Origin of the sequence: Salipiger bermudensis, assembly GCF_020171625.1 — a bacterium.
GTDB classification, from domain to species: Bacteria; Pseudomonadota; Alphaproteobacteria; order Rhodobacterales; family Rhodobacteraceae; genus Salipiger; species Salipiger bermudensis_B.
This window is the reverse complement of the sequence record NZ_JAIUZY010000005.1, coordinates 18,979-44,681: the sequence shown is the minus strand read 5'-3', so window position 1 is coordinate 44,681 and position 25,703 is coordinate 18,979. Positions and strand designations below refer to the sequence as shown.

The window sequence follows — 25,703 nt, the reverse complement described above, 5'->3', positions numbered from 1 at the left end:
AGGGGCGCGCCCCGTCGTGAAAACAACAAAGCCCGGCGTCTGCGAAAGCGACGCCGGGCTCTTTGCGTTTCATCGTGATCCGTGTGGTCGTGGTCAGCTCACCCGGCGCGGGGCGCCGGTGGCCATGTCGGTGCCGATGAAGGGTTTCTTGGCGCCTTTCCACGCGCCAAAGCCGCCCTCGATATGGGCGATCCTGTCGAAGCCCGCCGCGAGCGCGCTCCGGGCGACCTTTTCCGAGCGCACGCCCGAGCCGCAGTGAAACACGATGCGCTTCTCGCCCTGACCGGGCAGCTTTGCGGCGTCGAAGAAGGCGAGCGGCATCAGCAGCGCGCCCTCGATATGCTCGAACATGTATTCCTGCGGGGTGCGCACGTCGATCAGCACGATCTCGTTGCCGTCAAAAGCCTGCTGAACCTCGTCCACGGTCCAGGTTTCGAGACGGCTGTCGCCGACCTGTTCGGTCTTCATGGGAGTCTCCTTTCGACGGGTCCAGACGGTTACATTCCACACTTAGTATGTGTTTACCCTCGCGCAAGAGCAAGACCGCCGGTCCGGGTGCGGCAGACCCGGGGACCGGTCGAGGCCCGTGCGTTTGATACCCGTGCCGGAAGGTAGAGCCTTAGCTGGCGACAGGCACCGGGGCGCGGTGTTCCTTCACCGGCAGGTGAATGATCGCCGAGAGTGCGCCGACGCCGACGCCGATCCACCAGACCAGCGTGTAATCGCCAAAGGCGTCGTACATCCGTCCCCCGAGCCAGACCCCGAGAAAGCCGCCAAGCTGGTGCGAGAAGAACACGATGCCATAGAGCGTGCCCATGTAGCGCAGCCCGTAGAGATGCGCGACGAGGCCCGAGGTCAGCGGCACCGTGGCAAGCCAGAGCGAGCCCATGACGGCACTGAACACGATCACCGAGGCCGGCGTGATCGGCAGCATGATGAACAGCGCCGCGGCGATCGTGCGGCCGGTGTAGATCAGCGCCAGCAGGTACTTCCGCGGGAAGCGCTTCCCGGCCCAGCCGGCGGCCAGCGTGCCGGCGATGTTGGCGATGCCGATCACCGCGATGGCCCATGCGCCGAGCGCCGAGGTGGTGGTGATGCCGACCGAGTGCAGCACGCCGCCGGGCTGGATCGGGCCGCACATCTCCTCGACGAAGGCCGGGAAATGCGCGGTGATGAAGGCCAGCTGGTAGCCGCAGGAGAAGAAGCCGATGAAGATCATGGCAAAGGACGGATCGCGCGCGGCGCGCTTGAGGATCGTGCCCATGCTCTCCTCGATCTCGGCCTTGCTGGCGGCGGGGGCGCGCATCAGGGGCAGCGTGAGCAGCATCGCGAGGATCAGCGCAGCAAAGATCAGGAACACGGTCTGCCACGTGTAGACCCCGAGAAGCGCCTCGGCCAGCGGCGCGCCGATCACCTGCCCGGCGCTGCCTGCGGCGGTGGTGATCGCCAGCGACATCGAGCGGTTGTCGTCCGACGAGGCCCGCCCCACCACGGCGAGGATCACGCCGAAGCCGGTGCCGGCGATGCCGAAGCCCACCAGAACCTCGGCGCTCTGCATCCCCAGCGGCGTGTTGGCACCGGCCGAGAGCACCAGACCCACCGCGTAGACGATGGCGCCGATGACGATGGCCTTGCGGTCGCCGAGGCGCTCGGCCATCGCGCCGAAGAGCGGCTGACCGATGCCCCAGAACAGGTTCTGCAGCGCGATGGCGAGGCTGAACTCGGCGCGCGGCCAGTTGAACTCCTCGGCGATCGGGATCTGGAACACGCCAAAGCTCGCCCGGACCGCGAAGGACACGAGAATGATCAGACACCCGACGATCAGGACCGGGGTGAAGATGCTGGGTTGCTTGGGCATGAGAGGCTTCCTCTGCGGCGGTGCGGCGTCAACCTGAGCCGCGCTTCGGAAGGCGTCAATCGAAGAAATGTGACCGATACAATCACGTATCCTGATGCGTGAGGCATCTACACTTTCCCTGCCGGGCAAGCTATGCGCGGGATATGACCACGCTCACCGACCTTTACGACCAACGCGTTGCCGACGGGCACATCCAGCGCGATCCCGCGCAGGAAGAGGCGCTTCCCGAGTTCGAACGCATCCGCCGCGAGCTGGCCGAGACGCCGGACAAGCCCCGGCGCGGCCTGTTCCGCAAGGCCAAGGCGCCCGAGCCGCCAAAGGGGCTTTACCTCTGGGGCGGCGTCGGGCGCGGCAAGTCGATGCTGATGGATCTTTTCGTCGAGACCCTCGACGTGCCGGTGCGCCGGGTGCATTTCCACGCCTTCATGCAGGAGATGCAGGCCGAGCTGCACCGCCTGCGCGGCGAAGGCGTCGACGATCCGGTCAAGCCGATGGCCAAGGGCGTGTCGGACGCGGTCAAGGTGCTGGCCTTCGACGAGATGCAGATCACCGACATCGCCGACGCGATGCTGGTCGGGCGGCTCTTCGAAGAGCTGTTCCAGGCCGGCACGGTGGTGGTCACCACTTCGAACCGGGTGCCCGACGATCTCTACAAGGACGGGCTCAACCGGCAGCTCTTCCTGCCGTTCATCGATCTGATCAAAGAGCGGCTCGTGGTGCGCGAGCTGGCCTCGGAGCGCGATCACCGGCAGGACCGGCTGAAGGGGGCAGAGGTCTATTTCACCCCCATCGACCGCGAGGCGCGGGCCGAGATCGACCGGGTCTGGCAGGAGCTGACCCACGGCAACGAAGAGCCGCTGGTGCTGACGATCAAGGGCCGCAAGCTCGAGCTGCCGCGCTATCACAACGGCGTCGCGCGGGCCTCGTTCTACGACCTCTGCGGCCAGATGCTCGGGCCGGGCGATTATCTTGCCATCGCTGACGCGCTGCGCCTGCTGGTGCTCGAGAACGTGCCTCGCCTGGGCCGGTCGAACTTCAACGAGGCGAAGCGGTTCGTGACGCTGATCGATGCGCTCTACGAGGCTAGGGTGAAGCTCATCGTCTCGGCGGTGGACCAGCCCGAGAGCCTGTATATCGAGGGGCCGGGGGCCTTCGAGTTCGAGCGCACCGCCAGCCGCCTGCGCGAGATGCAGGCCGCCGATTGGGGCCAGTCCGCCTGAGGCCAAGGGCGCGGGGCCTGAGGCCATAAAAAGAGGGTCCCGAAGGACCCTCTCAGGCTGCTCGATTGATTATTATCGCCTGTTAGTAATCCGGTCGGAGGGCAGGCGCGGTGGCTGACATCGACGCTGAATAGGCGCGACGCTGGCTTCCGCAATGTCTGTGAGTGGCTGAAGTGGCGGGGGCATTCGCCTTGAAGCGCGCCGGTGCCGGGCGGCTGCGCCCGTCGCACGACTCTGCTCCGATCCCGTCTGCGAGGCGATGCCACGCAAGGGCGAATTGTGTCCCCATGTCCCTGTCCCTCGGGCTTGCGCGTGATCTTGCGCCACACGCTGCTTGTTTCATCAACATAGGTGATTTTACGGAGAACCGTCAACATTTTGTGTCGCGGCCAAGAAGTATGTTTGAAATATCCGACAACCCCAAGGGGTTGTGGCCGGAGAAGCTTATAATTGAAGCAGTTTTGCCACGCCGAAATTGCAGACATCGCGGGCGCACCGTTAGCGCCTGAACCGCGCGTGTGCTCTCCAGATATAGGGGGCAGCGAATCACGCGGTCAAGGGAAAGCGGTCGCGCTTAGCGGGCGGAACGGCGCGGCTCAGCCGTTTTCGCGCAGTACCGCCCCGGCGAGGTAGAGCGAGCCGCAGATCAGAACGCGGGCGTGCGGGTCCTTGGCCGCGATGCCCTCCAGCGCCTCGGCCACCGAACCGGCGGTGTCGGCCTGCATCCCGACCGACGCCGCGATGCGCGCGGTCTCGTCGGCTGGCACGGTGTTGGCCTCGCCCGGGATCGAGACGGCGGTGAGGCTTGCGACCTTGCCGGCCATCGGGCGCAGGTAGCCGCTGATGTCCTTGGTGTTGAGCATCCCGCAGATCAGGTGTGTCGGGCGCGCGGACAAGGTGCCGAGATGGCGTGCCAGCGCGATCCCCGCCGCCGGGTTGTGGCCCCCGTCGAGCCAAAGCTCGACGCCTGGCGCCGCCTCGTGCAGCGGACCGCTGCGCAGGCGCTGCATCCGGGCGGGCCATTGCGCTTCGGTGACCGCGGCGTTGCAGGCATCGGCGCCAAGGCCGAGGTGGCGCAGTGCCGCCAGCGCGGCGCCGGCATTCTCGATCTGGTGGGCGCCGGGCAGGTTGGGCAGCGGCAGGTCCATCAGCCCGGTCTCGTCCTGGAACACCAGCCGGCCGCGCTCTTCCCAGACATGCCAGTGCTGGCCGTGGGCGAGCAGCGGCGCGCCGAGCCGCTCGGCGCGGGCCTCGATGACCTCCATCGCTTCCTCGGGCTGCGGGCCGACCACGCAGGGCACCCCGCGCTTGAGGATGCCGGCCTTCTCGCCGGCGATCTCCGCCAGCGTTTCGCCGAGGAACTGTTGATGATCGAGCGAGATCGGCGTGATCACCGTCATCGCCGGGCGCTCGAACACGTTGGTGGCATCGAGCCGCCCGCCAAGACCCGTCTCCATCAGCGTCACGTCGGCGGGCGTGCGCGAGAAGGCGAGGAAGGCGGCGCAGGTGGTGATCTCGAAATAGGTGATGCTCTCGCCGCCATTGGCCTGCCAGCACTCGTCGAGCACGTCCGACAGCTCCGCCTCGGGGATCAGCTCACCGGCGAGACGGATGCGCTCGTGAAAGCGGGCCAGATGCGGCGAGGTGTAGGCGTGGACGCGCTTGCCCGCGCCCTCGTAGCCCGCCCGGATCATCGCCAGCGTCGAGCCCTTGCCGTTGGTACCCGCGGCATGGATCACCGGCGGCAGCTTGCGCTCGGGATGGTCGAGCGCGTCAAGCAGCCGCCAGACCCGGTCGAGGGTCAGGTCGATGATCTTGGGATGCAGCGACATCATGCGCTGCAGGATGGCGTCGGACCCCTGCGGCGCGGTCATGTGTCGTCGGAGATCGCGGTGTCGGGCAGCGGCTCGGGCGGCGGCAGGTCGCCCTGCACCGCGGGCGGCATCCCGGTCAGCATCCGAATGATGGTGGTCAGCTCCTCGCGCATCTGGCGGCGGTCGGTGACGCGGTCGAGCATCCCGTGCTCGAGCAGGTACTCGGCGCGCTGGAAGCCCTCGGGCAGCTTCTCGCGGATGGTCTGCTCGATGACGCGGGGGCCGGCAAAGCAGATCAGCGCGTTGGGCTCGGCGATCTGCACGTCGCCCAGCATCGCGTAAGAGGCGGTGACGCCGCCGGTGGTCGGGTGGGTGAGCACCACGATATAGGGCAGCCCGGCCTCGCGCAGCATCTGGATCGCCACGGTGGTGCGCGGCATCTGCATCAGCGACAGGATGCCTTCCTGCATCCGCGCGCCGCCGGCGGCCGAGAACAGGATGAGCGGACGCTTCAGGCGCTTGGCCTCCTGCGCCGCCTTGATGATGGCGTTGCCCACATACATGCCCATGGACCCGGCCATGAACGAGAAATCCTGCGCGGCACAGACCACCGGGGTGCGGCCGATCTCGCCCGCGGCGACGAGCATCGCCTCCTTCTCGCCGGTGGCACGCTGCGCGGCGCGCAGCCGGTCGGGGTACTTCTTCTGGTCGCGGAAGTGCAGCGGGTCCTGCGTCGGTTCCGGGACGTCGATCTCGGAGAAGATGCCGCCGTCGAACAGGGCCGTGAAGCGCGCCCGGGGCGTGATGTTCATGTGGTGGGTGCAGTTGGTGCAGACCCCGAGATTGTCGGTCACCTCGCGGTGGAACAGCATGGTTCCGCAGCTGTCACACTTCGTCCAGAGGTTCTCGGGCATCTCGCGGCGCGAGAAGATCGAGTTGATCCGGGGACGAACGTAATTTGTGATCCAGTTCATGGCTGCGCCCTTCGCGACTTCGTGTCGCGGCTCACTTATGCCTGCTGCGATGAAAATGCAATCGCGCCTCAGGCCCGAAGGGCAATCCTTGCCGCCAGCCAGCTGAGACCGATCGACGCGAGGTCGAAGGGCAGCAGCGCCCGGATCGCCTCTTCGTCGCCGGCGCCGAAGGGAAGCTGAAAGAGGGCCAGCCCCGACATCGTGCCCTGCGGCGAGATCAGAGCGATGGCGACGAGGTTGTTGACCATGTGCAGCGCGATGGCCGGACCCAGCGTGCCGGCCCGCGCGGTGAGATCGGCGGCGGCAAGGCCGAAGACGAAGGCCCAGCTCATCACAAGCCACGCGTTGCCGCCATAGGTGGCAGGCGTCCAGTGGCCCAGCGCGAAGAGCGCCGAGGGGGCGATGAGCCAGACGGGCGGGTGGGGCAGCCGCGCGGCAAGCTGGGATTGCAGGTAGCCGCGAAACAGCAGCTCTTCGCTGCCGGTCTGGATCAGCAGCGCCGCGAGCGTCAGCGGCAGCAGGGTCAGCCACTGACCGGTCGGCAGGCCCGGTTGCAGATCCTGCGCCATGTCCCACGGCGGCAGGAGGGCGATCACGAGGTAGAGCAGTGCCACCGCGAAGAAGACCCGCCCGAACTGGCGCACTGCCATCGGCATCGGGCCAAAGAGGCTGCGGGCGCGGCGCTGGTGGATCAGTTGCGTGGCGGCGATGGTGCCGATCCCGAGCGTGCCCATGGCGAACAGTAGCACCAGTAGCGTGGTGGGTGTGTCTCCCAGCTGCAGTCCGGTCAGAAAGCTCCGCGTGGTTTCGGGCGGGACGAGCGCCGCGACCACCGCGAAGATGCCCTGCGGCAGGGCGAAGGCCACCAGAACGATCAGGCACAGCCCGATGCTCAGCCGCCAGAGCTCGGTGCGGCGAGCGCTGCCGGTCATCAACAGGAACGGGCGGTAGGACATGGCGGCGGATCCGGCGCGGCTGGAGGGCCGTGCGCCGCTCCTCGAATGGGTCTGAGATAGGGCCTTGGGCGGGAGCCGGCAACCGCCGTGAGCGGTTCGGGGCCGGCGCCAAAGCGACTGCAGGATTCATTTCTTGTTTCAGCGCAAGCGCTTCGCTATCCCGATCTGATCGAGACGGGAGTGGAGCAAGAACGCATGATCTGGAACAGGGCTCTCGCGGGTCTCGCCGCGCTGGCGATGCTGACGGCCTGCGTGCCGACCTCCGGCAGCGCGCCACTGCCGAACGCCAAGCTTGCCGGCGGCGAGATCGTGGTGGCGGGGCCGCGGGGCTATTGCGTCGATCCGGTGACGCTCTCGCGGGGCGCCAGCCGCAGCTTCGCGGTGCTGGCCTCGTGCGACATCCTGTCGGGCAGTGAGGAGGGCACCTTTGTCGAGCCGATGATGGTGACGATCACCGTGGGGCCGCGCCTGCAAAGCCCGGCCATCCCCGCGCCCGAGGCACTGGCCGCCGAAGCGGGTCAGCCCTTCGTCTCGGGCAGCGCGCGCGATGGGCTGGCGACGGCCCTGCTGGGAGACGGCGGCAGCGAGGTGCTGGACAATGGCGATCGGCGCTACTGGCGCGGGGCCTTTGTCGAGAATGGCCACCTGATCGGGCTGGCGCTCTATGCGCCCGAGGGTAGCCGCCTCGTCGGGCGCGACGGCGCCGAAATGCTGAGCCGCGTGCACCGCGAGATCATGCGACTGAGCCCGGACCTCGCACCGGCGCAGGGCTAGACCGGGCCGGCGCCGCCGGGGATTTGACCGTTTATTCGATGCGATTGATTTGCCATAACTGTGTCGAGGGTCACCGCGGGCAGAGTGGCCGGGACACGAGAGGCGGCGGACAGGGCATATGGCGGGCATCGGCGATGGGTGGATGAGCCGGGCGTTCTCGGCCCTGGCGCTGCGGCGCTGGAGCGAGGCGGCGCGCAAGGCAGAAACCGCCGATCTGCGCCAGCTTCGCCGCCAGCGCGCGGCGGCGCGGCGCCTTAAGGACCAACTCGACCGGTTGATCCACGTGGCGGACGGGCGGCTTGCCTTGCCGCTGCTCGGAAACCAGAGCTTTCCGCGCCCGCATGATGCCGACTGGGCGTGGCGCCCCGAGCTCTGGTGCGGGCCGCTTCCGATGGCGGGCCTGTCTTCGGTGCCGTCGCAATCGCGGCTTGGCGGCGAGGTGACGCTATTCCACGATTGCGCCCAGTCCGAGATCACCCTGCGCCAGCTGCGCAACACACGCGAAGCCGACCTCGCCGCCTACGGCCTGCGGCTCGACGTGTTCAAGTTCGACGGCTCCTACCTGTCGCTCGCCATCGATCTGCCCGAGGCAAGCTGCGACGGGCTCAAACGCAAGCACCTGATCCGCTTCGATTCCATCGTCGAGATGGAAAAGCCGCTCGAGATCTTCGCCCGGCTCAATATCCGCCATGGCCCCAACACCGAGCAGATCGTGCGCGAACTGCCGCTGCACGAGGACGAGATCCGCGTGGAGTTCGACCTTGCCTATACCAAGCTCAACGAGAAGCGGGCCGATCGCATGTGGCTCGACCTGATCTTCGAGGGCCCCGAGATGAACCAGGTGATCCTGCGCGATCTCACCTTCAGCCGCCGCCCGCGGGCCGAGATGTAACGGAGACACGCGATGAGCGCCTATTCACTGACCAAGACACGCTTCAAGGAAGGCGTCTGGGAGGGGCTGCTGTCCGCCGCAACCTCTGACGCGCCGCCGCCCGAGATCACCGTGGATTTCGACGGCCACCCGGTGCGCGGGGTCACGGTGAGCGAAACCGACGCGCCGGGGCGCTGGGCGCTCGCGGTGCCGGTGCCGCAGGAGGCGCTCTGCGACGGGGTGCAGACCTTCGCGATCCGCGAGGCCGCCAGCGACGCCGTGCTCGGCAGCTTCACCCTGATCGCCGGCGAAGCGCCGGGCGAGGATCTGCGCGCCGAGGTCTCGCTGCTGCGGGCCGAGCTCGACATGCTCAAGCGCGCGTTCCGGCGGCATTGCCTCGAGACCCTGTAAGCGACTGTTCGCACACGAATAGCGGCATTGCGCCCGCGAGACATTGCACACGGGCAGGTGAGCGGTCACAGTGCCGACATTGGTATACCACCCGGAGCCCCCATGACACCGCTGCGCGGCATTGCGCTGAAAATCACCTCGGTCATCCTGTTCGTGATCATGTCGTCTCTGATCAAGGCCGCGGACAGCGTGCCGACCGGCGAGGCCGTGTTCTTCCGGTCCTTCTTTGCGCTGCCGGTGATCATCATCTGGCTGCTGTGGCGCGGGGACATGGCGACGGGGCTGCGGGCCAAGAAACCCTCTCTGCACGTGCTGCGCGGCATGATCGGCGTCTCGGCGATGGGCTTCAACTTCGCGGCGCTGACCCTGTTGCCGCTGCCCGAGGTGACCGCGCTGGGCTATGCCGCGCCGCTGCTGACGGTGATCTTCGGGGCGATCCTGCTCGGCGAGCAGGTGCGCCTGTTCCGGCTCTCGGCGGTGGCGGTGGGGATCTTCGGGGTCGGGCTGGTGATGTGGCCGCTGCTGACGGTCGGCGAAATGAACGACACCGTGCTTCTCGGCATCGCCTTCGTGATGGCCTCGGCGGTGTTGCGGGCGCTGGTGCAGATCCACATCCGCCGCATGGTGCAGACCGAGCAGACCTCGGCCATCGTGTTCTATTTCACCATGACCTCGACCGTGCTGTCGCTGCTGACCATTCCGTTCGGCTGGGTCATGCCGAGCGGACCGGAGACGCTCATGCTGATCGCCGCGGGGCTGATCGGGGGCGTGGCGCAGATCCTCATCACCTCGGCCTATCGCGGCGCGGAGGCGGGGCTGCTGGCGCCGTTCGACTATGCCTCGATCCTGTTCGCGATCCTGATCGGCTACATCGTCTTTGCCGAGGTGCCGACGACGTTGATGCTGCTCGGCTCCGCGGTGGTGATCTCCTCGGGCGTGGCGATCATCCTGCGCGAGCGGTATCTCGGGCTGCAGCGCAACCGCGCCCGCCCGAACATGACCCCGCAGGGCTGAGCTCAGACAACGGTGTCAGCTGCGCAGGTGGTCGTGGTCGGAGGTTTTGTCGGGCACGGCTTCAGGTAGTCCTCGGCGCCGTGACCGCCGAGGCGAGTTCGAGCCCGTCGGCATAGAGGATATGGGGCGCCTCGAAGCAGAGCCCGATCACCGCGACCTCGCGCGTGCCGATGACCCGGATGAACGCGCCATCGACCAGCGCATGTGCCGGCACCAGTGCCCGCTCCGCGCCGAACAGCGATCTCGCGCGCCAGTCGCGGACGAGGATTTCCTGAGTGGCGGGGAGGATCGTGTCCCTGTCGGGGCGGGAATTTCCCAGCGAGCCCGCGCGGATCGACACCAGCGCCAGTCTCTCCTTGCGGGGATGGATGGCGGCGAGTGTTGCGGTGCCGCTGTCGCGGGTGATGATCCTGTCGCCGGGGGACAGGTATTGCACGGGAAGCGCGCCGTCGAGCGTGAGCACCACGGTGTCCGCGGTCAACGCGTTGCATGTCTGCGACGCCACGATGTGTCGTGCGGGAACAGTCGCGACCCCGATCGTGCCATCGCGCCGGACCGTTTTCACTTCCACGGGCGCCATCCTACTGTGTCTGCCTCCTCCTATCAGACCAGTATGGCACGATTCGCCGCTTTGCCGGCCCGCATTTTCCGCTCGCCATGGCAGCGTGGCTTTGCTAGGACAGCGCGGGTTTAAGCGGGTGTGGCGGAATTGGTAGACGCACCAGATTTAGGTTCTGGCGCCTTTGGCGTGGGGGTTCGAGTCCCTTCACCCGCACCATTTTGATTTTGAGACCATGACATTTCACGCCGCAGGCTCGGTCTGCGGTTGCCTGCGCTTCGTGCGGATGGTCCAGCTTCGCTGCCTATCTGGTCCCTCGGCGTCTTGGCGGGGGCCGGGACAGCGTTCTGGTCTGGCTTGGCGGTCGGTCTCTGAACGAGCGAGAGTGTATTGCCTTCAGGTGCATTTGGAGACGCGCCAGTCACCCGCCGCGCTCTCCCGCTTGGTAGCCATGGTCCATCGCCAACCTTGAGCCAAGAGCCAATCCAGGCGGCGATGCCGGACCAGCCATCACTCTACGTGTCTTGAGGACACCGCTCGAGCCGAGGGTGCATCGCGTGAGGACGGCAGCAGGGTCTGCTCCGGAACAAATGGAGCTCGGCACCAGCGCGCGCGTCCGATTGAGACGCATTTATTTCAAGGGCGGCCGAGCGTGCGTCGGCTCTCACATTGATATCGCAGGATAACTTGCGTCTGTGAGTAATTTTTGGGCAAGGTGGTGATACGGGGCCGCTCACGATTGAGTGAATCCCCTATCGCGCGAGACGGCAGGGGCCAAACCCACCGCAAACACACGCTATGAGATAGTCTCGATTTGCGTGATTAACGCACTTTTCGCGTATGTGTCTGAAATGCATCAAACTTTTTCTAGACAGGTTTTTGCCACAATTCCGCCCCACCTCGCCGAGGACGTGCCCGCGTATGTTGCTAAGCGAGACCGAAATGAACAAGTTCCGCCCGGGTATGGCGCCCGTCCGCGCGCTGCCGCGCAAAACCTCCCGCCTTCTCTCCTTCCTGCTGGCCACCACCGTGTTGACCGTCGCGCCGGTGCTGCGGCCGCTCTATGCGCAGACCGCGCTGCCGGACGGCGCCTCGGTGGCGGCTGGCCGGGTGAGCATTGATCGGGACGGCAACCGCATGACGGTCCGGCAGGGGAGCGACCGCGGCATCGTCAACTGGAACGGGTTCTCGATCGGAGAGGGCGCGTCGGTCGATTTCCGGCTGCCGGACCGCGACTCCGCGATCCTGAACCGGGTCACCGGTAAGACGTCCTCGACCATCGCCGGCGCACTGACCGGCAACGGGCAGGTCTTTCTCATCAACCCCAACGGCATCGCCATCACCCAGGGCGGCTCGGTCAAGGTCGGCGGCGGCTTCGTGGCCTCGACGCTCGACATCGACGACGAGGACTTCCTCGGTGGCCAGCTGACGTTCTCGGGTGAGGGCGCCTCGAAGGGCGTGCGCAATGACGGGGTGATCGCGGTCGGGCGTGGCGGCTATGCAGCGCTTCTCGGCGGCACGATCCGCAACGACGGCCTGATCGTGGCCCCGGCGGGCAAGATCGGCTTCGGCGGGGGGAACGCGCGACGATCGACCTCTCGGGCGACCGCTTCCTGAGCGTCGCGCTGCCGAGCGAGGCCGGCGTCGAGGGCGACGGTGCGCTGATCGAAAACGCCGGCACGGTCTCGGCCAGCGGAGGCCACGTGGTCATGCAGGCCGCCACGGCGCGGCACGCGGCGCGGCACGCCGTGAACCTCTCGGGCGTGGCCGAGGCCACCACGGTCGGTGGCCGGTCGGGCGCGATCGTGCTCGGCGGCGGCGCCGGCGGCAAAGTCACGGTCTCGGGCAGCGTCCGGACGACCGCGGCCTCGGCCAAGGGTGGTGACGTCACGGTGACCGGCAGGACCGTGGCCCTGAATGGCGCAAGCCTCGATGCCTCTGGCGCCGAGGGCGGCGGCTCCATCCGCGTCGGCGGCGACTGGCAGGGAACGGGCGAACTGCTGCGCGCCGACGAGGTCCGCGTCGATGCGAGCACCACGCTCGCGGCGGATGCCCGTTGGGACGGGAACGGCGGCGAGGTCGTGCTCTGGTCGGACGGGGCGATGGCGTTCGGCGGCCGGATCAGCGCCACCGGCGCGGGCACCGGTCGCGGCGGCGACGCCGAGGTGTCGGGCAAGGCGGTCCTGTCCTACGACGGCATCGCCGACCTGACCGGGCCGGCTGGCTTCGGCACGCTGCTGCTCGATCCCTACAACATGACGATCACCGATGCCGAGGGCGCGGGCACAGGCCTCACCGCCTCGGGCGAGGATTCGACCCTCTCCGCGACGGCGCTGGAGCAGCAGCTGGCCACCGCCAACGTGACGGTGGCGACCGGATCGGACGGCGCGCAGGAGGGCGACATCACCGTCGCGGCCGACATCGACTGGAGCGCTGACACCACGCTGACGCTCGACGCCGCCAACGACATCCTGATCAACGCGGACATCGCCGGAAGGGGCGAAGGCTCGGGCGTCGCGCTCAGCTTCGGCGGCGACTACGCGGTCAACGGCTCGGTCACGCTGACCGGCCCGGACGCCGCGCTCTCGGTGAATGGAGACGCCTATACGCTGATCCAGAGCGTCGAGGACCTCGAGGCCGTCAAGAACGATTCCCAGGGCGATTACGCCCTTGTTGCCGATCTTGATCTCGGCGGAAAAGCCTATGACGACGGCGTTGTCGGGACATGGTATTTCGGCGGGACCATCGCTGGTTTTGGGCATGTCATTTCGAACCTGAACATCGACGCTGGAACCGGCGTTGCGGGTTTCGTCCCGCGCACACAGTCCAGCGCGACGATCCGCGATCTGGGGCTTGTCGGAGGCACTGTCGCAGGCGGAACGTTCACCGGTGGTGTGGTCGGGCTCCACTATGGGAAAATCTCGAACGTCTATACGGATGTCACTGTTTCGAGCAGCTCAGGTCGTACTGGCGGTCTCACCGGCAGTGTCGAATCCGGTGGAACGGTTACCGATTCTTACGCGCTAGGGGATGTGACAGCAGTTTACGGGGTCGGAGGGGCTGTCGGTTACAACTACGGCACCCTGTCGAACGTCCATGCCACAGGCAACGTGGTCGCGACCGATGGAAGCGACACTGGCGGGCTTGTGGGCCGCAACCTATCCTCGGGCAGCATCTTCGACAGTTACGCAACCGGCAGCGTCGAAAGCACCAGGACTTACGTCGGTGGCTTGGTGGGCGAAAACGAGGGCAGCATCGTCCGCGCCTATGCCACAGGTTCAGTTGAAGGCCCTGGGGCGGTCGGCGGTCTCGTTGGCGCTAACCGTGCGACGATCGATCAGGTGTACGCCTCGGGACAGGTGACATCTTCCGGGGCTCGCGGCGGGCTGCTGGGTCTCAACTCAGGCGGGACGGTCACCAATTCCTTTTTCGATACCGACACGACCACACAGCCCCGCGACGTCTGGTTCGAGACCCCGGAGGGTGTCACGGATCTGACGACCGAAGAGGCGCGCACCGCAGAGGCCTATGCTGGCTGGGATTTCGACAATGTCTGGTACCAGACCGGTGACATGCGCCCGATCCTGCGATCCGAGCTGACGATGAACGCCAATGGCCCCACCGCGATCGAAAACGATCACCAGCTTGCCCTGATCGGCGCCGATCTGTGGGGCAGCTACGTCCTGACCCGCGACATTGACCTCTCGGCGACCGATGCCGGGACCGACGCGTCGGGCATCTGGAGCGGCCAGGGCTGGGTGCCGCTTGGGGGGACCGGTCCGAGTTTCTACGGCACGATCGACGGTGGCGGCCACGACGTTTCGGGTCTGAAAATCGATCGTAGCGAGACCGTAGCTGCCGGTCTTGTCAGCCGATCCACCAGAGGCTCGGAAATCCGGGATCTGGGGGTGGTGGACGCCTCGGTCGTAGCGGGAAGGCACACCGGTATCCTGATCGGTCGCAGTGCGTCCATGCTGAACAATGTTCATACCTCCGGCTCGGTGGCGGGCTCGGACTATGTCGGCGGCCTTGTCGGCGAAAGCATTGGCACGATCCGTCAGAGCAACAGCGCCGCAAATGTTCAGGGCGATATTGGTGTCGGCGGGCTTGCCGGGCGCCTCATCGCTGGCAGCGTGCAGGATGTCTATTCCTCTGGCACCGTTGAAGGACGATTTGAAGTCGGTGGTCTGGTCGGGATGGTCGATCCAATCGACGCCTCTGTTCAGATTGAACGGGCTTACGCGACCGGCGAGGTCACGGCGGATGGCGATTTTGGCGGGCTGGTCGGGATGATCTTTGCGCCGTCTTCCGAGGACGCAACCACCGGCACCACCAGCACAGTCTCGCTCTCCGACAGCTTTTGGAACACCGAGACCACGGGCGTTGAGGAAGCGGCCGTCGTCTCTTATGGTTTTAGCCGCGAGCCTGAAACAACCGTCTTCATCGAAGGCACGCAGGGCCTGACCACGGCCCAGTTGCAGGACACCGAGGGCTTCATGGCGATGGCCGGCGCCGCGGGCTGGGACTTCGACGGCGTCTGGATGCCGCCGTCCGAAGGCCACAACCCCGAGCTCTACGGAACCTCCGACGTGGTCTTCCTCAACGGCATATCCGGTGGCGTCTCGGCCACCTATGGCGAGACAGAGGCGACGGTAACCGGTGGCCTCGCCGCCTCGACCGGCAGCGCCGGCCGCCTGCTGAGCGACACGACCTCGGGCGACTTCACCGTCGATGTCGACACGACGGGCGGCGTCAATACGGTCGGCTCCTACGCGCTGGCCTCGGACGCCCTGCCCAGCTCTGTCGTGGGCAAGGGCGGCAAGACCTACCGCGTCCTGTCCCGCGTCAGCGGCGACGCGACCGTCACGCCGCGCGCCCTGACCGTCACCGCGAAAGACGCCAGCAAGTCCTATGGCGACGATCCGGTCACGCTGGGCTATACCCTGACCGAAGGCGACCTGATCGGCAGCGACAGCCTCTCGGGCGAACTCGCCAGCGACGGCAACACGGCGACCGCCGATGCGGCAGACTACGACATCACGCAGGGCGGTGTGTCCGCAGGCGACAACTACGCCATCACCTTCGAGAACGGCACGCTGCAGGTCACTCCGCGCGGCATCACGGTGTCGGCGACCGACGCCAGCAAGACCTACGGCGAGACCACCGATCTCGGCTACGAGATCACCGAAGGCGATCTGGTGAACGAGGACAGCCTCTCGGGCGCGCTCGCCAGTGACGGCACCGCGGCTACCGCCGGGGTCGACAGCTACGCGATCACGCAAGGCACCCTCGCCAACGGCAACTACGCTATCACCTTCGATGGCGGCACGCTGCAGGTCACCCCGCGCGGCATCACGGTGGCGGCGAGTGACGCGAGCAAGACCTACGGTGAGACCACCGATCTCGGCTACGAGATCACCGCGGGCGATCTCGTCAACGACGACAGCCTCTCGGGCGAACTCGCCAGCGACGGCAACACGGCGACCGCCGGGGTGGACAGCTACGCGATCACGCAGGGCAGCCTCGCCAACGGCAACTACGCCATCACCTTCGAGGGCGGCACGCTGCAAGTGACCCCGCGCGGCATCACCGTGTCGGCGACCGACGCCAGCAAGACCTACGGTGAGACCACGGATCTCGGCTACGAGATCACCGCCGGCGATCTGGTCAACGACGACAGCCTCTCGGGTGCGCTCGCGAGCGACGGTACCGCGGCTACCGCCGGGGTCGACGGCTACGCGATCACCCAAGGCAGCCTCGCGAACGGCAACTACGCCATCACCTTCGAAGGCGGCACGTTGCAGGTCACCCCGCGCGGCCTCACCGTGGCGGCGAGTGACGCGAGCAAGACCTACGGTGAGACGACAGACCTCGGCTACGAGATCACCGCCGGCGATCTGGTCAACGACGACAGCCTTTCGGGCGCGCTCGCCAGCGATGGCACGGCGGCCGCCGCCGGGGTCGACAGCTACGCGATCACGCAAGGCTCCCTCGCGAACGGCAACTACGCCATCACCTTCGAGGGCGGCACGCTGAAGGTCACTCCGCGCGGGATCACCGTGGCCGCGACCGACGCCAGCAAGACCTACGGCGAGACCACGGAGCTGGGCTACGAGGTCACCGAAGGCGATCTGGTCAACGACGACAGCCTTTCGGGCGCGCTCGCCAGCGATGGCACGGCGGCCGCCGCCGGGGTCGACAGCTACGCGATCACGCAAGGCTCGCTCGCCAACGGCAACTACGCCATCACCTTCGAGGGCGGCACGCTGAAGGTCACTCCGCGCGGGATCACCGTGGCCGCGACCGACGCCAGCAAGACCTACGGCGAGACCACGGAGCTGGGCTACGAGGTCACCGAAGGCGATCTGGTCAACGACGACAGCCTTTCGGGCGCGCTCGCCAGCGATGGCACGGCGGCCGCCGCCGGGGTCGACAGCTACGCGATCACGCAAGGCTCGCTCGCCAACGGCAACTACGCCATCACCTTCGAGGGCGGCACGCTGCAAGTGACCTCGCGCGGCATCACCGTCACCGCGACCGACACCAGCAAGACCTACGGTGAGACCACCGAGCTGGGCTACGAGATCACCGCCGGGGATCTGGTCAACGAGGACAGCCTCTCGGGCGAACTCGCCAGCGACGGCACGGCGGCGACGGCCGGTGTCGAGAGCTACGCGATCACGCAAGGCACGCTCGCCAACGGCAACTACGCCATCACCTTCGAGAACGGCACGCTGCAAGTGACCCCGCGCGGCATCACCGTGGCCGCGACCGACGCCAGCAAGACCTACGGCGAGACCACGGAGCTGGGCTACGAGATCACCGAAGGCGATCTGGTCAACGAGGACAGCCTCTCGGGCGAACTCGCCAGCGACGGCACGGCGGCGACGGCCGGTGTCGAGAGCTACGCGATCACGCAAGGCACGCTCGCCAACGGCAACTACGCCATCACCTTCGAGAACGGCACGCTGCAAGTGACCCCGCGCGGCATCACGGTGGCGGCGAGTGACGCCAGCAAGACCTATGGTGAGACCACGGATCTCGGCTACGAGATCACCGCCGGCGATCTGATCAACGACGACAGCCTCTCGGGCGAACTCGCCAGCGACGGCACGGCGGCGACCGCCGGGGTCGACAGCTACGTGATCACGCAAGGCGACCTCGCCAATGGCAACTACGCCATCACCTTCGAAGGCGGCACGCTCACGGTCACTCCGCGCGGCATCACCGTGGCAGCAACGGACGCCAACAAGACCTACGGCGAGACCACCGATCTCGGCTACGAGATCACCGAAGGTAATCTGGTGAACGAGGACAGCCTGTCGGGTGCGCTCGCCAGCGACGGCACGGCGGCCACCGCCGGGGTGGACAGCTACGCGATCACCCAGGGCAGCCTCGCCAATGGCAACTACGCCATCACCTTCGAGGGCGGCACTCTGCAAGTGACCCCGCGCGGCATCACCGTGGCCGCGAACGACGCGGCTATGACCGAGGGCGGGGCCGTTCCGGAGCTGACCTTCGAGATCGTGGATGGTGAATTGGTCAATGGCGATGCGCTCGCGGGCGCGCTGGCGACCCTCGCGGGACCGGAGAGCCAAGCGGGCGCCTACGATATTACCCAAGGCGCGCTTGCGAACCGCAACTACGACATCGCCTTCGAGAACGGGACGCTGACCATCGCAGCCCGTCCCGTGGATCCGGTGACCCCGCCGGCAACGCCCGAGGTCACGCCCGCGCCCGTCTCCGGCAAGCCGGCAGAGCTTCTGGCGCGTGTGCCGGAGACCGGCCCGACCGCGCCGGGCCGGCTCGCTCCGGCGGCGACGGGGGACGCGGCCTTTGCCGTGGCCGGCAATGGCGTCAACCTCGACGGCTACGTCTCCGGCGCGACCAACGGCGCCCAACAAGAAAACTGCGAGGACGGCACCGAGGCCGCCTGCGACGCGAACTGAGACCAGAAAGACCAGAACCGATGTCATCGAAACCGACCCGGCTGCCCCATCGCGCAGCCGCACTGAGACCCGCCGTTCTTCTCCTTGGCGCAGGCGTCGCGCTGACCGGCGGCTCCGCCCTCGCCCAGACGGCGGGCCAGCTCGCCGAGCCGAGCTATGCCCCGCCCGTGATCTCCGCGGAAGGCGGCGGGGTGGTCCTGCCCGCCGGCACCGGCGCGGCGGCCCCTGCGGGCGCCGAGAGCCTCTTCGTCACCCCCTCGGGCCTGCGCGTCGAGGGGGCGCTGCCGGGCGTCGAGGCCGAGACCGCGGCGATCGCGGAGCGGCTCACCAACCGTCGGGTCAGCGCCGCCGCGCTGTTTGCCGCCGCGTCCGAGCTTGAAGCGGCCTACGCCCGCGCCGGCTATGTTCTGGCCCGCGTCGTGCTGCCGCCGCAGACCGTGGCCGATGGCGCGCCGCTGACCCTGTCGGTGATCGACGGCCATGTCTCGGGCGTCGAGACCGAGGGGCTGCCGCCGCGCGCCGCCTCGCGCGTCACCGAGGTGCTGGCGCCGCTGGTGGGCCAGCGGCAGCTGACGCGGCACGAACTCGAACGCCGCCTGCTGCTGGCCGGGGATATCCCCGGACTCGAGCTCGGCACCACGCTGAAGGCCGGGGAACAGCTGGGCACCACCGTTCTCGTCGAGACCGGCACGGCCCGTCCCGTGACCGGGTTCTTCGCGCTCAACAACGAGCTGTCGGACGATCTCGGCACCACGGCCTTCAGCCTTGGCGCGGACCTGAACAACCTTTGGGGGCAGGGCGAGGTCGTCTACCTGCGGCTCGGCGGCTCCGCCGAGGGGCTCGACGACGATTTCTTCGGGTCCGATCCGTTGAACCGTCAGGTGGTCGCGGGCTTCACGGCGCCGCTCGGCATCGACGGGGTCTGGATCAACGGCGAGGTGGTCGACAGCCGCAACGAACCGGATCGCGACTCCGGCCTGACGCTGTCCGACGGGTTCCGGCGGACCTCGCTCGTGCTTGGCTGGACCGAGCTGCGCAGCCGGACCGCGAACCACACCTTCAGCCTCGGGTTCGACTGGGTCGAGACCTCGCAGGAGCTGCAATTCGGTGACCTCAAGGACGATTTCACCGAGGACCGGCTGCGCGTGCTGCGTCTGACCGCCGAGGGTGACCATGCGAGCCTCGCGGGGGGCCGGGTGCGTGGCACCGTCACCGCGTCTTTCGGTCTCGATGCGTTCGGGGCGCGCTCGGCGAGCGACACGCTGCCGCTGTCGCGGGACGGGGCGTCGCCGGACTTCACCACGCTCGCCGCGAGTGGATCCTACCGCCGCCTGTTCGCCGACGGGGACGTCGCTCTCCGGCTGTCGGGCAAGGCGCAGACCTCGTTCGGTGATGCGCTGCCGTCCTCCGAGATGATGGGGATCACAGGGGCGAACTGGCTGTCGGCCTTCGACACGGGCACGTTGACCGGCGATTCCGCCGCCGTGATCCGGGCCGAGATGTCGCTGCCGCGGACGTATCCCGGACCGATCCAGGCGGCGCCCTACGCTTTCGCGGCGGCCGGTGTGGCATGGCTCGAAGAGCCGACCGCGCAGGAAGAGGCGCGGGCGCAGGGCACGTCCTTCGGGATCGGCGCCGAGTTCGGCGCGAGCCTTGCCGACGCGATGTACCCGGGTGCGGACGCGAGTTTTCGCATCGAGTATGCCCGCGGCAATCTCGACGACGGAACCGGCTTTGACGACCGGCTCAACCTGAGCCTCGTGTCGCGGTTCTGATCCGTTTCACGCTCGGGCCGGTTTGTATCGGCCCGGGCGCGCGACAGGCTTGGTTTCGCTCCGGCGGGTGGTCGTGTTGCCAATTACCCCGCGCATTGAAACCGGGCTGCGGGCGCACCAGTGGGCCAGGTCTTGGACCGCGGCCCGAGGCTGCAGGCCCGCGCTGTACTTCTCAGAGCTTTTCGTGGGATGCCCGGCGGGCCGTGCTGTCAGTCGGTCTCCGAGGTGTCGGAGGCGGGCGTTCCCCCGGCCAAGGGTCTCGGCGCGCGGCTGGTCTCGGCGCTTGTGACCTTCAGGAGCAGAGCGACCAGCGTGTCGCGTTCGTCGGGGGCGAGTTCCCCCAGCATCGCGTCCTGCGCGCGTTGCACCAAGGGGCGGGCCTCGCGCAGAAGCGCCGCGCCTGCTTCGGTCAGGTTCAGGATCCGGGCCCGGCGGTCATTGGGGCTGACGCCGCGCTCGAGCAGCCCGCGGGCTTCGAGCCGGGCCACGACGCCGCCGATGGTGGGACGGTCGATGGCGACCAGCCCCGCCAGCGTCGCCTGCTCGATGCCGGGGTTTTCCCCGAGCATACAGAGCGCCGCGAACTGCATCGGCGTCAGATCGACGCCGGCGGCCTTGGTCTCGGCGGCGAAGGCCGAGACCGAGATCTGGTGCATCCGGCGGATCAGGTGGCCGGGCAGGTCATGGAGGTCGGTTGTCATGGGGCTCCGGAGCGGCTGCGAAGAGGGTTCGGCCACTATGCAACCCGGGGCCGCGGCGGGTAAAGACATATGCCTGCTTAACGCCTGCCTGACGCGGCTTTGCAGCGTGTGAGCTGTCCCGTGCGCCACGCCGGATCGTGCGTTGGTGCCGCCGGGCGGGCTCAGATCCCCAGCGTCTCGATGGCGGCGGTGACGGCGAGGCGGAAGATCTCTTCCGCGGGCGGTGGCGTGGCCTCCGGGCGGGTGACCAGCCCCACGGGCCCGATCGACATGGCGGTGTCGAAGGGCACGCGGGCCAGCCGGCCCTCCTGCACCTCCTTGGCGACCACCCCGGCGGAAATGATCCAGATCGCGTCCGAGTTCGGCACGTAGTTGCGGCCGAACGCGCCAGAGACCGTCTCGAGCCGCCGCGGCGGCACCCCCACGCCCTGAGCGATCAGAAGACGCTCGACCAGCGCCCGGATGGCTGCGCCCTCGGGCGGGTAGATCACCGGCCACTCGGCGATGCGGCGGATGTCCGGCGCCTCGAGCAGCGGGTGGCCGGGGCGCACGACGAAATCGAGATGCTCGTTGTAGAGCTGGGTGAAGGAGATCCCCTGCATCGTCTCGGGCGGCCCGAGCCGACCGAGCACCACGTCGATCTGGCCGCGGCGCAGCAGGTCGATCAGGTAGCCATGCGGGCCGTCAATGATGCGCAGCGTGACCTCCGGCGCGCGTTCGAGAAACGCGTGCGTGACCTGCGGCATCAGCCGCGCGGCGACGCTGGGCAGCGCGCCCACGGTAAAGGCGGTGCTGCCGCCGCGCCCGAGCTGCTCGATCTCGTCGAAGCCCTGTTGCAGCGTCACGAGGCTGCGCTCGGCGAAATGCAGGAAGACCTCGCCCTGCCGAGTCAGGGCGATGCCGGCGCGGCTGCGGGTCAGCAGCGGCGCACCGAGGATGTCCTCGAGCTCCTTCAGGGTCTTGGAAATCGCCGGCTGGGTGACGAACAGAGTTTCGGCGGCCCGCTTGAGGCTGCGCTGGCGCACGATCTCGACGAAGCTCTGAATGTGGCGGAACTTGATCCGGCGGTCGATCATGGCGTTACTTGCTGATTTGGTAAAGTTAAGCGGCCCTGATCTCATTTTACTTTCAAATCGCCGTATGTGAAGACTTGCGGCGAGGGGCAGGCCAGCCTTTTTCGCAAGGTGGCCTGCATATGGGAGCCAAAGACACGCCGCCGGCCCGGCCGGCCGCGTGCACCAGCAAGGAGAGCCACCGACATGCGCTGCCTGCACGTGAATGGGATCGATCTGCACTGGCGCGAAGACGGCGACCCCGAGGGGCGCCCGGTCGTGTTCGCCAATTCGCTCGGCACCGATCTGCGGCTCTGGGACGACCTGCTGCCATTGCTGCCCAAGGGGCTGCGGCTGATCCGCTTCGACCTACGCGGGCACGGGCTCAGCGGCTGCCCCGATGCGCCCTACGAGATGGACACGCTCGTCGCCGATGCCGAGGCGCTGATCGACGCGCTGGAGCTCGAGACGCCGGTGTTTGTCGGCCTTTCGATCGGCGGCATGATCGGGCAGGGGCTCGCGGCCAAGCGCCCCGGTCTGCTGCGCGCGCTGGTGCTGTCGAACACGGCGGCCAAGATGGGCGAGGCGGCCATGTGGGAGACCCGGATGCAGGCGATCCGCGAGGGCGGGCTGGACTCCATCGCAGAGGCGGTCATGCAGCGCTGGTTCGCGCCGGCCTTTCTGCAGAGCGATGCCCTGCCGGCGTGGCGCAACATGATGTGCCGCACCCCGCAGGAGGGCTATCTCGGCTGCTGCGCCGCCATCGCCGGCACGGATCTCTCAGACAGCACCGCGAGACTGGCGCTGCCGGTGCTTGGCATTGCCGGCGCCGATGACGGGGCTAGCCCGCCCGAGCTGGTCCGGGCCACGATCGACCTGATCGACGGCGCCCGCTTCGAGGTGATCGGCGGCACCGGCCATCTGCCCTGCGCCGAGAAGCCCGAGGCCTATGCAGAGATTCTCACCCGCTTTCTGAAGGAGATCGGACATGTCTGATCGTTACGACACCGGCATGTCGGTGCGGCGCAGCGTTCTGGGCGATGCCCATGTCGACCGCGCCGAAGCCGCCAAGACCGAGTACGACCTGCCGTTCCAGACCCTGATCACCGAGGGCGCCTGGGGCACGGTCTGGGCCTCGGACGGCATTGCCCGGCGCGAGCGCTCGATGCTGACGCTGGCGCTGCTCGCCGCGATGGGCAATTTCGAGGAGATCCCGATGCACGTCCGCGCCGCGACCCGCACCGGCGCCTCGCGCAGCGACATCATGGAGGCGTTCCAGCACGTGGCCGTCTATTGCGGCGTGCCCAAGGCGAACCACGCCATCAAACTTGCCAAGCAGACCTGGGCTGAACTCGATCAGGGAGAGGATTCATGAGCCAAGCGGAATTCTACCAGCGCGACCGCGAGCGCCATCCGGCGGCGCTGACGCCGGATTACAAGACCAGCGTCATGCGCAGCCCGCGTGCCGCGTTGATCTCGCTGCAGCAATCCGTCTCGGAGATCACCGGCCCGGTCTTCGGTCATAACGACATCGATCCGATCGACAATGACCTGATCCACAACTACGCCAAGGACGGCGAGAGCGCCATCGGCGAGCGGATCATCCTGCATGGCCGGGTGCTGGACGAGAACGGCCGCCCGGTGCCGAACACCCTCGTCGAGGCGTGGCAGGCCAACGCGGGCGGGCGCTACCGGCACAAGAAGGACAGCTACCTCGCGCCGATCGATCCGAATTTCGGCGGCTGCGGTCGCACGATGACCGATGAGAACGGCTTCTACTTCTTCCGCACCGTGAAGCCCGGCGCGTACCCGTGGCGCAACTGGGTGAACAACTGGCGCCCGGCGCATATTCACTTCTCGCTCTTCGGCACCAGCTTCAGCCAGCGCCTGATCACGCAATGCTATTTCGAGGGCGACCCGCTGATCGCCAAGTGCCCGATCGTGAAGACGATCCCGACACAGGACGGCATCGACAGCCTCATCGCGGCGCTCGACATGAACGCCACGGTGCCGCTCGACTCGATCGCCTACAAGTTCGACATCGTGCTGCGCGGTCGCCGCTCGACCCTGTTCGAGAACCGTCTGGAGGGGAACTGATCCCATGGTGCAGAAACTCGATTACCTGAAAGAGACCCCGTCGCAGACCGCCGGTCCTTACGTCCATATCGGCCTCGCGCCCGGTGCGGCGGGCTTCGACATCTACCGGCAGGAGCTTGGCCGTGACATCGCCGGCCCCAACGCCAAGGGCGAGCGCATCCGCGTCGAGGGCATCGTCATCGACGGCACCGGCAACCCGGTGAAGGACGTGCTGATCGAGACGTGGCAGGCGAATGCGGAGGGCGTCTATGCCCATCCCGAGAGCGCCGGCGAGGTCGAGGAGGGCTTTCGAGGCTGGGGCCGCGTCATCACCGATTTCGAGACCGGCGAATGGGGCTTCGACACCGTCAAGCCCGGCCCGGTGAAGGCGCGCAAGCCGCTCGGCACCGGCCCGCTGCACAAGCCGGCCCATGCCGGCGACGACTGGCTCGGCCGTGGCGACGCGGAGCAGGGCGACATGGCCCCGCATATCAACCTCTGGATCGTGGCGCGGGGCATCAATATCGGCCTCAACACGCGGCTTTATTTCGACGACGAGGCAGAGGCCAACGCCAAGGATCCGGTGCTGAACCTGATCGAGTGGCACAACCGCCGCCCGACCCTGATCGCCAAGCGCAGCGAGCGCGACGGCAAGGTGGTCTACCGCTTCGACATCCGCCTGCAGGGCGAGGGCGAGACCGTCTTCTTCGACATCTGAGACAGCTTACTTGAGGCGTCGCCTTCCCTGGCGGCGCCACCACCTTGAAAGGGACGACCATGGGGAAACCCTGTATCATCTGCGTTGCGATCACCGGATCGCTGCCGACCAAGGACAACAACCCGGCGGTGCCGATCACCGTCTCGGAACAGATCGAAAGCACGCAGGAGGCGTTCGAGGCGGGCGCCACCATCGCCCATTGCCACGTGCGCGACGACGAGGGCAAACCGACCTCGGATCCCGAGCGCTTCGGCAAGCTGCTCGAGGGGCTGAGGCAGCACTGCCCCGGCATGATCGTCCAGCTGTCGACCGGTGGCCGCTCCGGGGCCGGTCAGGCGAGGGGCGGTATGCTGCCGCTGAAGCCTGACATGGCCTCGCTGTCGGTGGGCTCGAACAACTTCCCGACCCGCGTTTACGAGAACCCGCCGGAGCTCGTCGAATGGCTCGCGTCGGAGATGGTCGCATACGGCGTGAAGCCCGAGATCGAGGCCTTTGACTTGAGCCACATCCTCAAGGCGCACGAGATGTGGCAGTCGGGCCAGATCGCGGCCCGCCCCTACGTGCAGTTCGTCATGGGCGTGAAGAACGCCATGCCGGTCGATCGCATGGTGTTCGACTACTACATCCAGACCGTGAAGCGGTTGTTCGGCGAAGAGGCCGCGTGGTGCGCCGCCGGCATCGGTCCGAACCAGATCGTGCTGAACGAGTGGGCGATCTCGCAGGGCGGCCATGCCCGCACCGGTCTCGAGGACAACGTCCGCATCGACCGCAACACGCTCGCCCCGTCCAACGCCGCGCTGGTCACCCGCGCCGCCGAGCTGTGCGACAAGTACGAGCGCCCGGTGGCCGACTGGCAGACTGCGCGCGAGATCCTCGGCCTGCCGCTGGTGGCCTGAGGACGGGGGATTGAAGCTGCGCGAGCGCCGGACCGTGGTTTGGCGCTCGGTGCTTCTAGCCGCTCGTTCGGTCCCGGCCTCATCC

21 protein-coding genes and 1 tRNA gene are annotated in these 25,703 nt (G+C 67.5%); 14 read left to right on the top strand and 8 right to left on the bottom strand.

Going from position 1 to position 25,703, the window contains the following annotated elements; translation table 11 throughout:
• Window positions 1-93 precede the first annotated feature (93 nt).
• A complete protein-coding gene (locus LCM15_RS09610; protein ID WP_224855806.1) occupies window positions 94-468 on the bottom strand; it encodes a rhodanese-like domain-containing protein in 375 nt (124 codons plus the stop codon).
• 151 nt (window positions 469-619) lie between these two features.
• Window positions 620-1,858 (bottom strand): MFS transporter, encoded by a 1,239-nt coding sequence (locus LCM15_RS09605; protein WP_224855804.1) that lies wholly within the window; start codon window positions 1,856-1,858, stop codon window positions 620-622.
• Window positions 1,859-2,001: 143 nt separating this feature from the next.
• Between LCM15_RS09605 and zapE the strand changes: the two genes are divergently transcribed.
• Window positions 2,002-3,078: a cell division protein ZapE gene (zapE, locus tag LCM15_RS09600; RefSeq protein WP_224855802.1), complete on the top strand. Its 1,077-nt coding sequence runs from the start codon at window positions 2,002-2,004 to the stop codon at window positions 3,076-3,078.
• 596 nt (window positions 3,079-3,674) lie between these two features.
• On the opposite strand, the gene LCM15_RS09595 is transcribed toward zapE, so the two are convergent.
• The 3 genes from LCM15_RS09595 to LCM15_RS09585 all read right to left on the bottom strand — a co-directional run bounded on the left by LCM15_RS09595 (window position 3,675) and on the right by LCM15_RS09585 (window position 6,822).
• The gene (locus LCM15_RS09595) at window positions 3,675-4,952 is read right to left on the bottom strand and encodes a bifunctional folylpolyglutamate synthase/dihydrofolate synthase (RefSeq protein ID WP_224855800.1); all 1,278 of its coding nucleotides are present in this window, start codon (window positions 4,950-4,952) and stop codon (window positions 3,675-3,677) included.
• Window positions 4,949-5,866, bottom strand: coding sequence for an acetyl-CoA carboxylase, carboxyltransferase subunit beta (accD, locus tag LCM15_RS09590; RefSeq protein ID WP_224855798.1), 918 nt, complete (start codon window positions 5,864-5,866; stop codon window positions 4,949-4,951). Before accD ends, LCM15_RS09595 begins: the two co-directional genes overlap by 4 nt.
• 68 nt (window positions 5,867-5,934) lie before the next feature.
• Entirely contained in the window at window positions 5,935-6,822 is an 888-nt protein-coding gene (locus tag LCM15_RS09585; protein WP_224855796.1) for a CPBP family intramembrane glutamic endopeptidase, read from the bottom strand.
• Between the two features lie 195 nt (window positions 6,823-7,017).
• Between LCM15_RS09585 and LCM15_RS09580 the strand changes: the two genes are divergently transcribed.
• From LCM15_RS09580 to LCM15_RS09565, 4 genes are all read left to right on the top strand, one after another.
• Window positions 7,018-7,596 carry a dihydroxy-acid dehydratase gene (locus LCM15_RS09580; protein ID WP_224855794.1) on the top strand — a complete coding sequence of 193 codons (579 nt, stop codon included), beginning with the start codon at window positions 7,018-7,020 and terminating at the stop codon, window positions 7,594-7,596.
• Window positions 7,597-7,714: 118 nt separating this feature from the next.
• A complete protein-coding gene (locus LCM15_RS09575; protein ID WP_224855792.1) occupies window positions 7,715-8,488 on the top strand; it encodes a DUF6478 family protein in 774 nt (257 codons plus the stop codon).
• A 12-nt stretch (window positions 8,489-8,500) separates the two neighbouring features.
• A complete protein-coding gene (locus tag LCM15_RS09570) occupies window positions 8,501-8,878 on the top strand; it encodes a hypothetical protein (protein WP_224855790.1) in 378 nt (125 codons plus the stop codon).
• Between the two features lie 102 nt (window positions 8,879-8,980).
• Window positions 8,981-9,892 (top strand): DMT family transporter, encoded by a 912-nt coding sequence (locus LCM15_RS09565; protein ID WP_224855788.1) that lies wholly within the window; start codon window positions 8,981-8,983, stop codon window positions 9,890-9,892.
• 61 nt (window positions 9,893-9,953) lie between these two features.
• Here LCM15_RS09565 and LCM15_RS09560 read toward each other — a convergent pair whose 3' ends face one another.
• A complete protein-coding gene (locus tag LCM15_RS09560) occupies window positions 9,954-10,463 on the bottom strand; it encodes a Hint domain-containing protein (protein WP_224855786.1) in 510 nt (169 codons plus the stop codon).
• A 123-nt stretch (window positions 10,464-10,586) separates the two neighbouring features.
• Between LCM15_RS09560 and LCM15_RS09555 the strand changes: the two genes are divergently transcribed.
• The 4 genes from LCM15_RS09555 (at window position 10,587) to LCM15_RS09540 (ending at window position 20,175) form a co-directional block, all read left to right on the top strand.
• Window positions 10,587-10,670 (top strand) — tRNA-Leu (locus tag LCM15_RS09555).
• Window positions 10,671-11,393: 723 nt separating this feature from the next.
• Window positions 11,394-12,068 carry a filamentous hemagglutinin N-terminal domain-containing protein gene (locus LCM15_RS09550; RefSeq protein WP_224855784.1) on the top strand — a complete coding sequence of 225 codons (675 nt, stop codon included), beginning with the start codon at window positions 11,394-11,396 and terminating at the stop codon, window positions 12,066-12,068.
• Between the two features lie 92 nt (window positions 12,069-12,160).
• Window positions 12,161-18,400, top strand: a complete 6,240-nt coding sequence (locus LCM15_RS09545; protein ID WP_224855782.1) for an MBG domain-containing protein — start codon at window positions 12,161-12,163, stop codon at window positions 18,398-18,400.
• Between the two features lie 20 nt (window positions 18,401-18,420).
• The gene (locus LCM15_RS09540) at window positions 18,421-20,175 is read left to right on the top strand and encodes a ShlB/FhaC/HecB family hemolysin secretion/activation protein (protein ID WP_224855781.1); all 1,755 of its coding nucleotides are present in this window, start codon (window positions 18,421-18,423) and stop codon (window positions 20,173-20,175) included.
• Window positions 20,176-20,384: 209 nt separating this feature from the next.
• Here the strand turns inward: LCM15_RS09540 and LCM15_RS09535 are convergent, their stop codons facing one another.
• Window positions 20,385-20,876, bottom strand: coding sequence for a MarR family winged helix-turn-helix transcriptional regulator (locus LCM15_RS09535; RefSeq protein WP_224855779.1), 492 nt, complete (start codon window positions 20,874-20,876; stop codon window positions 20,385-20,387).
• Window positions 20,877-21,037: 161 nt separating this feature from the next.
• Window positions 21,038-21,952, bottom strand: a complete 915-nt coding sequence (pcaQ, locus tag LCM15_RS09530) for a pca operon transcription factor PcaQ (protein WP_224855777.1) — start codon at window positions 21,950-21,952, stop codon at window positions 21,038-21,040.
• 183 nt (window positions 21,953-22,135) lie between these two features.
• Here pcaQ and pcaD point away from each other — a divergent pair, with 183 nt between their 5' ends.
• The 5 genes from pcaD to LCM15_RS09505 are packed head-to-tail and all read left to right on the top strand — an operon-like array spanning window position 22,136 to window position 25,618.
• The gene (gene pcaD / locus LCM15_RS09525) at window positions 22,136-22,924 is read left to right on the top strand and encodes a 3-oxoadipate enol-lactonase (RefSeq protein ID WP_224855775.1); all 789 of its coding nucleotides are present in this window, start codon (window positions 22,136-22,138) and stop codon (window positions 22,922-22,924) included.
• On the top strand, window positions 22,917-23,303 hold the full coding sequence (gene pcaC, locus LCM15_RS09520) for a 4-carboxymuconolactone decarboxylase (RefSeq protein ID WP_224855773.1): 387 nt from the start codon (window positions 22,917-22,919) through the stop codon (window positions 23,301-23,303). Before pcaD ends, pcaC begins: the two co-directional genes overlap by 8 nt.
• Window positions 23,300-24,025 carry a protocatechuate 3,4-dioxygenase subunit beta gene (pcaH, locus tag LCM15_RS09515; protein ID WP_224855771.1) on the top strand — a complete coding sequence of 242 codons (726 nt, stop codon included), beginning with the start codon at window positions 23,300-23,302 and terminating at the stop codon, window positions 24,023-24,025. Before pcaC ends, pcaH begins: the two co-directional genes overlap by 4 nt.
• Window positions 24,026-24,029: 4 nt before the next feature.
• Window positions 24,030-24,722: a protocatechuate 3,4-dioxygenase subunit alpha gene (gene pcaG / locus LCM15_RS09510; protein WP_224855769.1), complete on the top strand. Its 693-nt coding sequence runs from the start codon at window positions 24,030-24,032 to the stop codon at window positions 24,720-24,722.
• Window positions 24,723-24,781: 59 nt separating this feature from the next.
• Window positions 24,782-25,618 (top strand): 3-keto-5-aminohexanoate cleavage protein, encoded by an 837-nt coding sequence (locus LCM15_RS09505; protein WP_224855767.1) that lies wholly within the window; start codon window positions 24,782-24,784, stop codon window positions 25,616-25,618.
• Window positions 25,619-25,703: the final 85 nt, after the last annotated feature.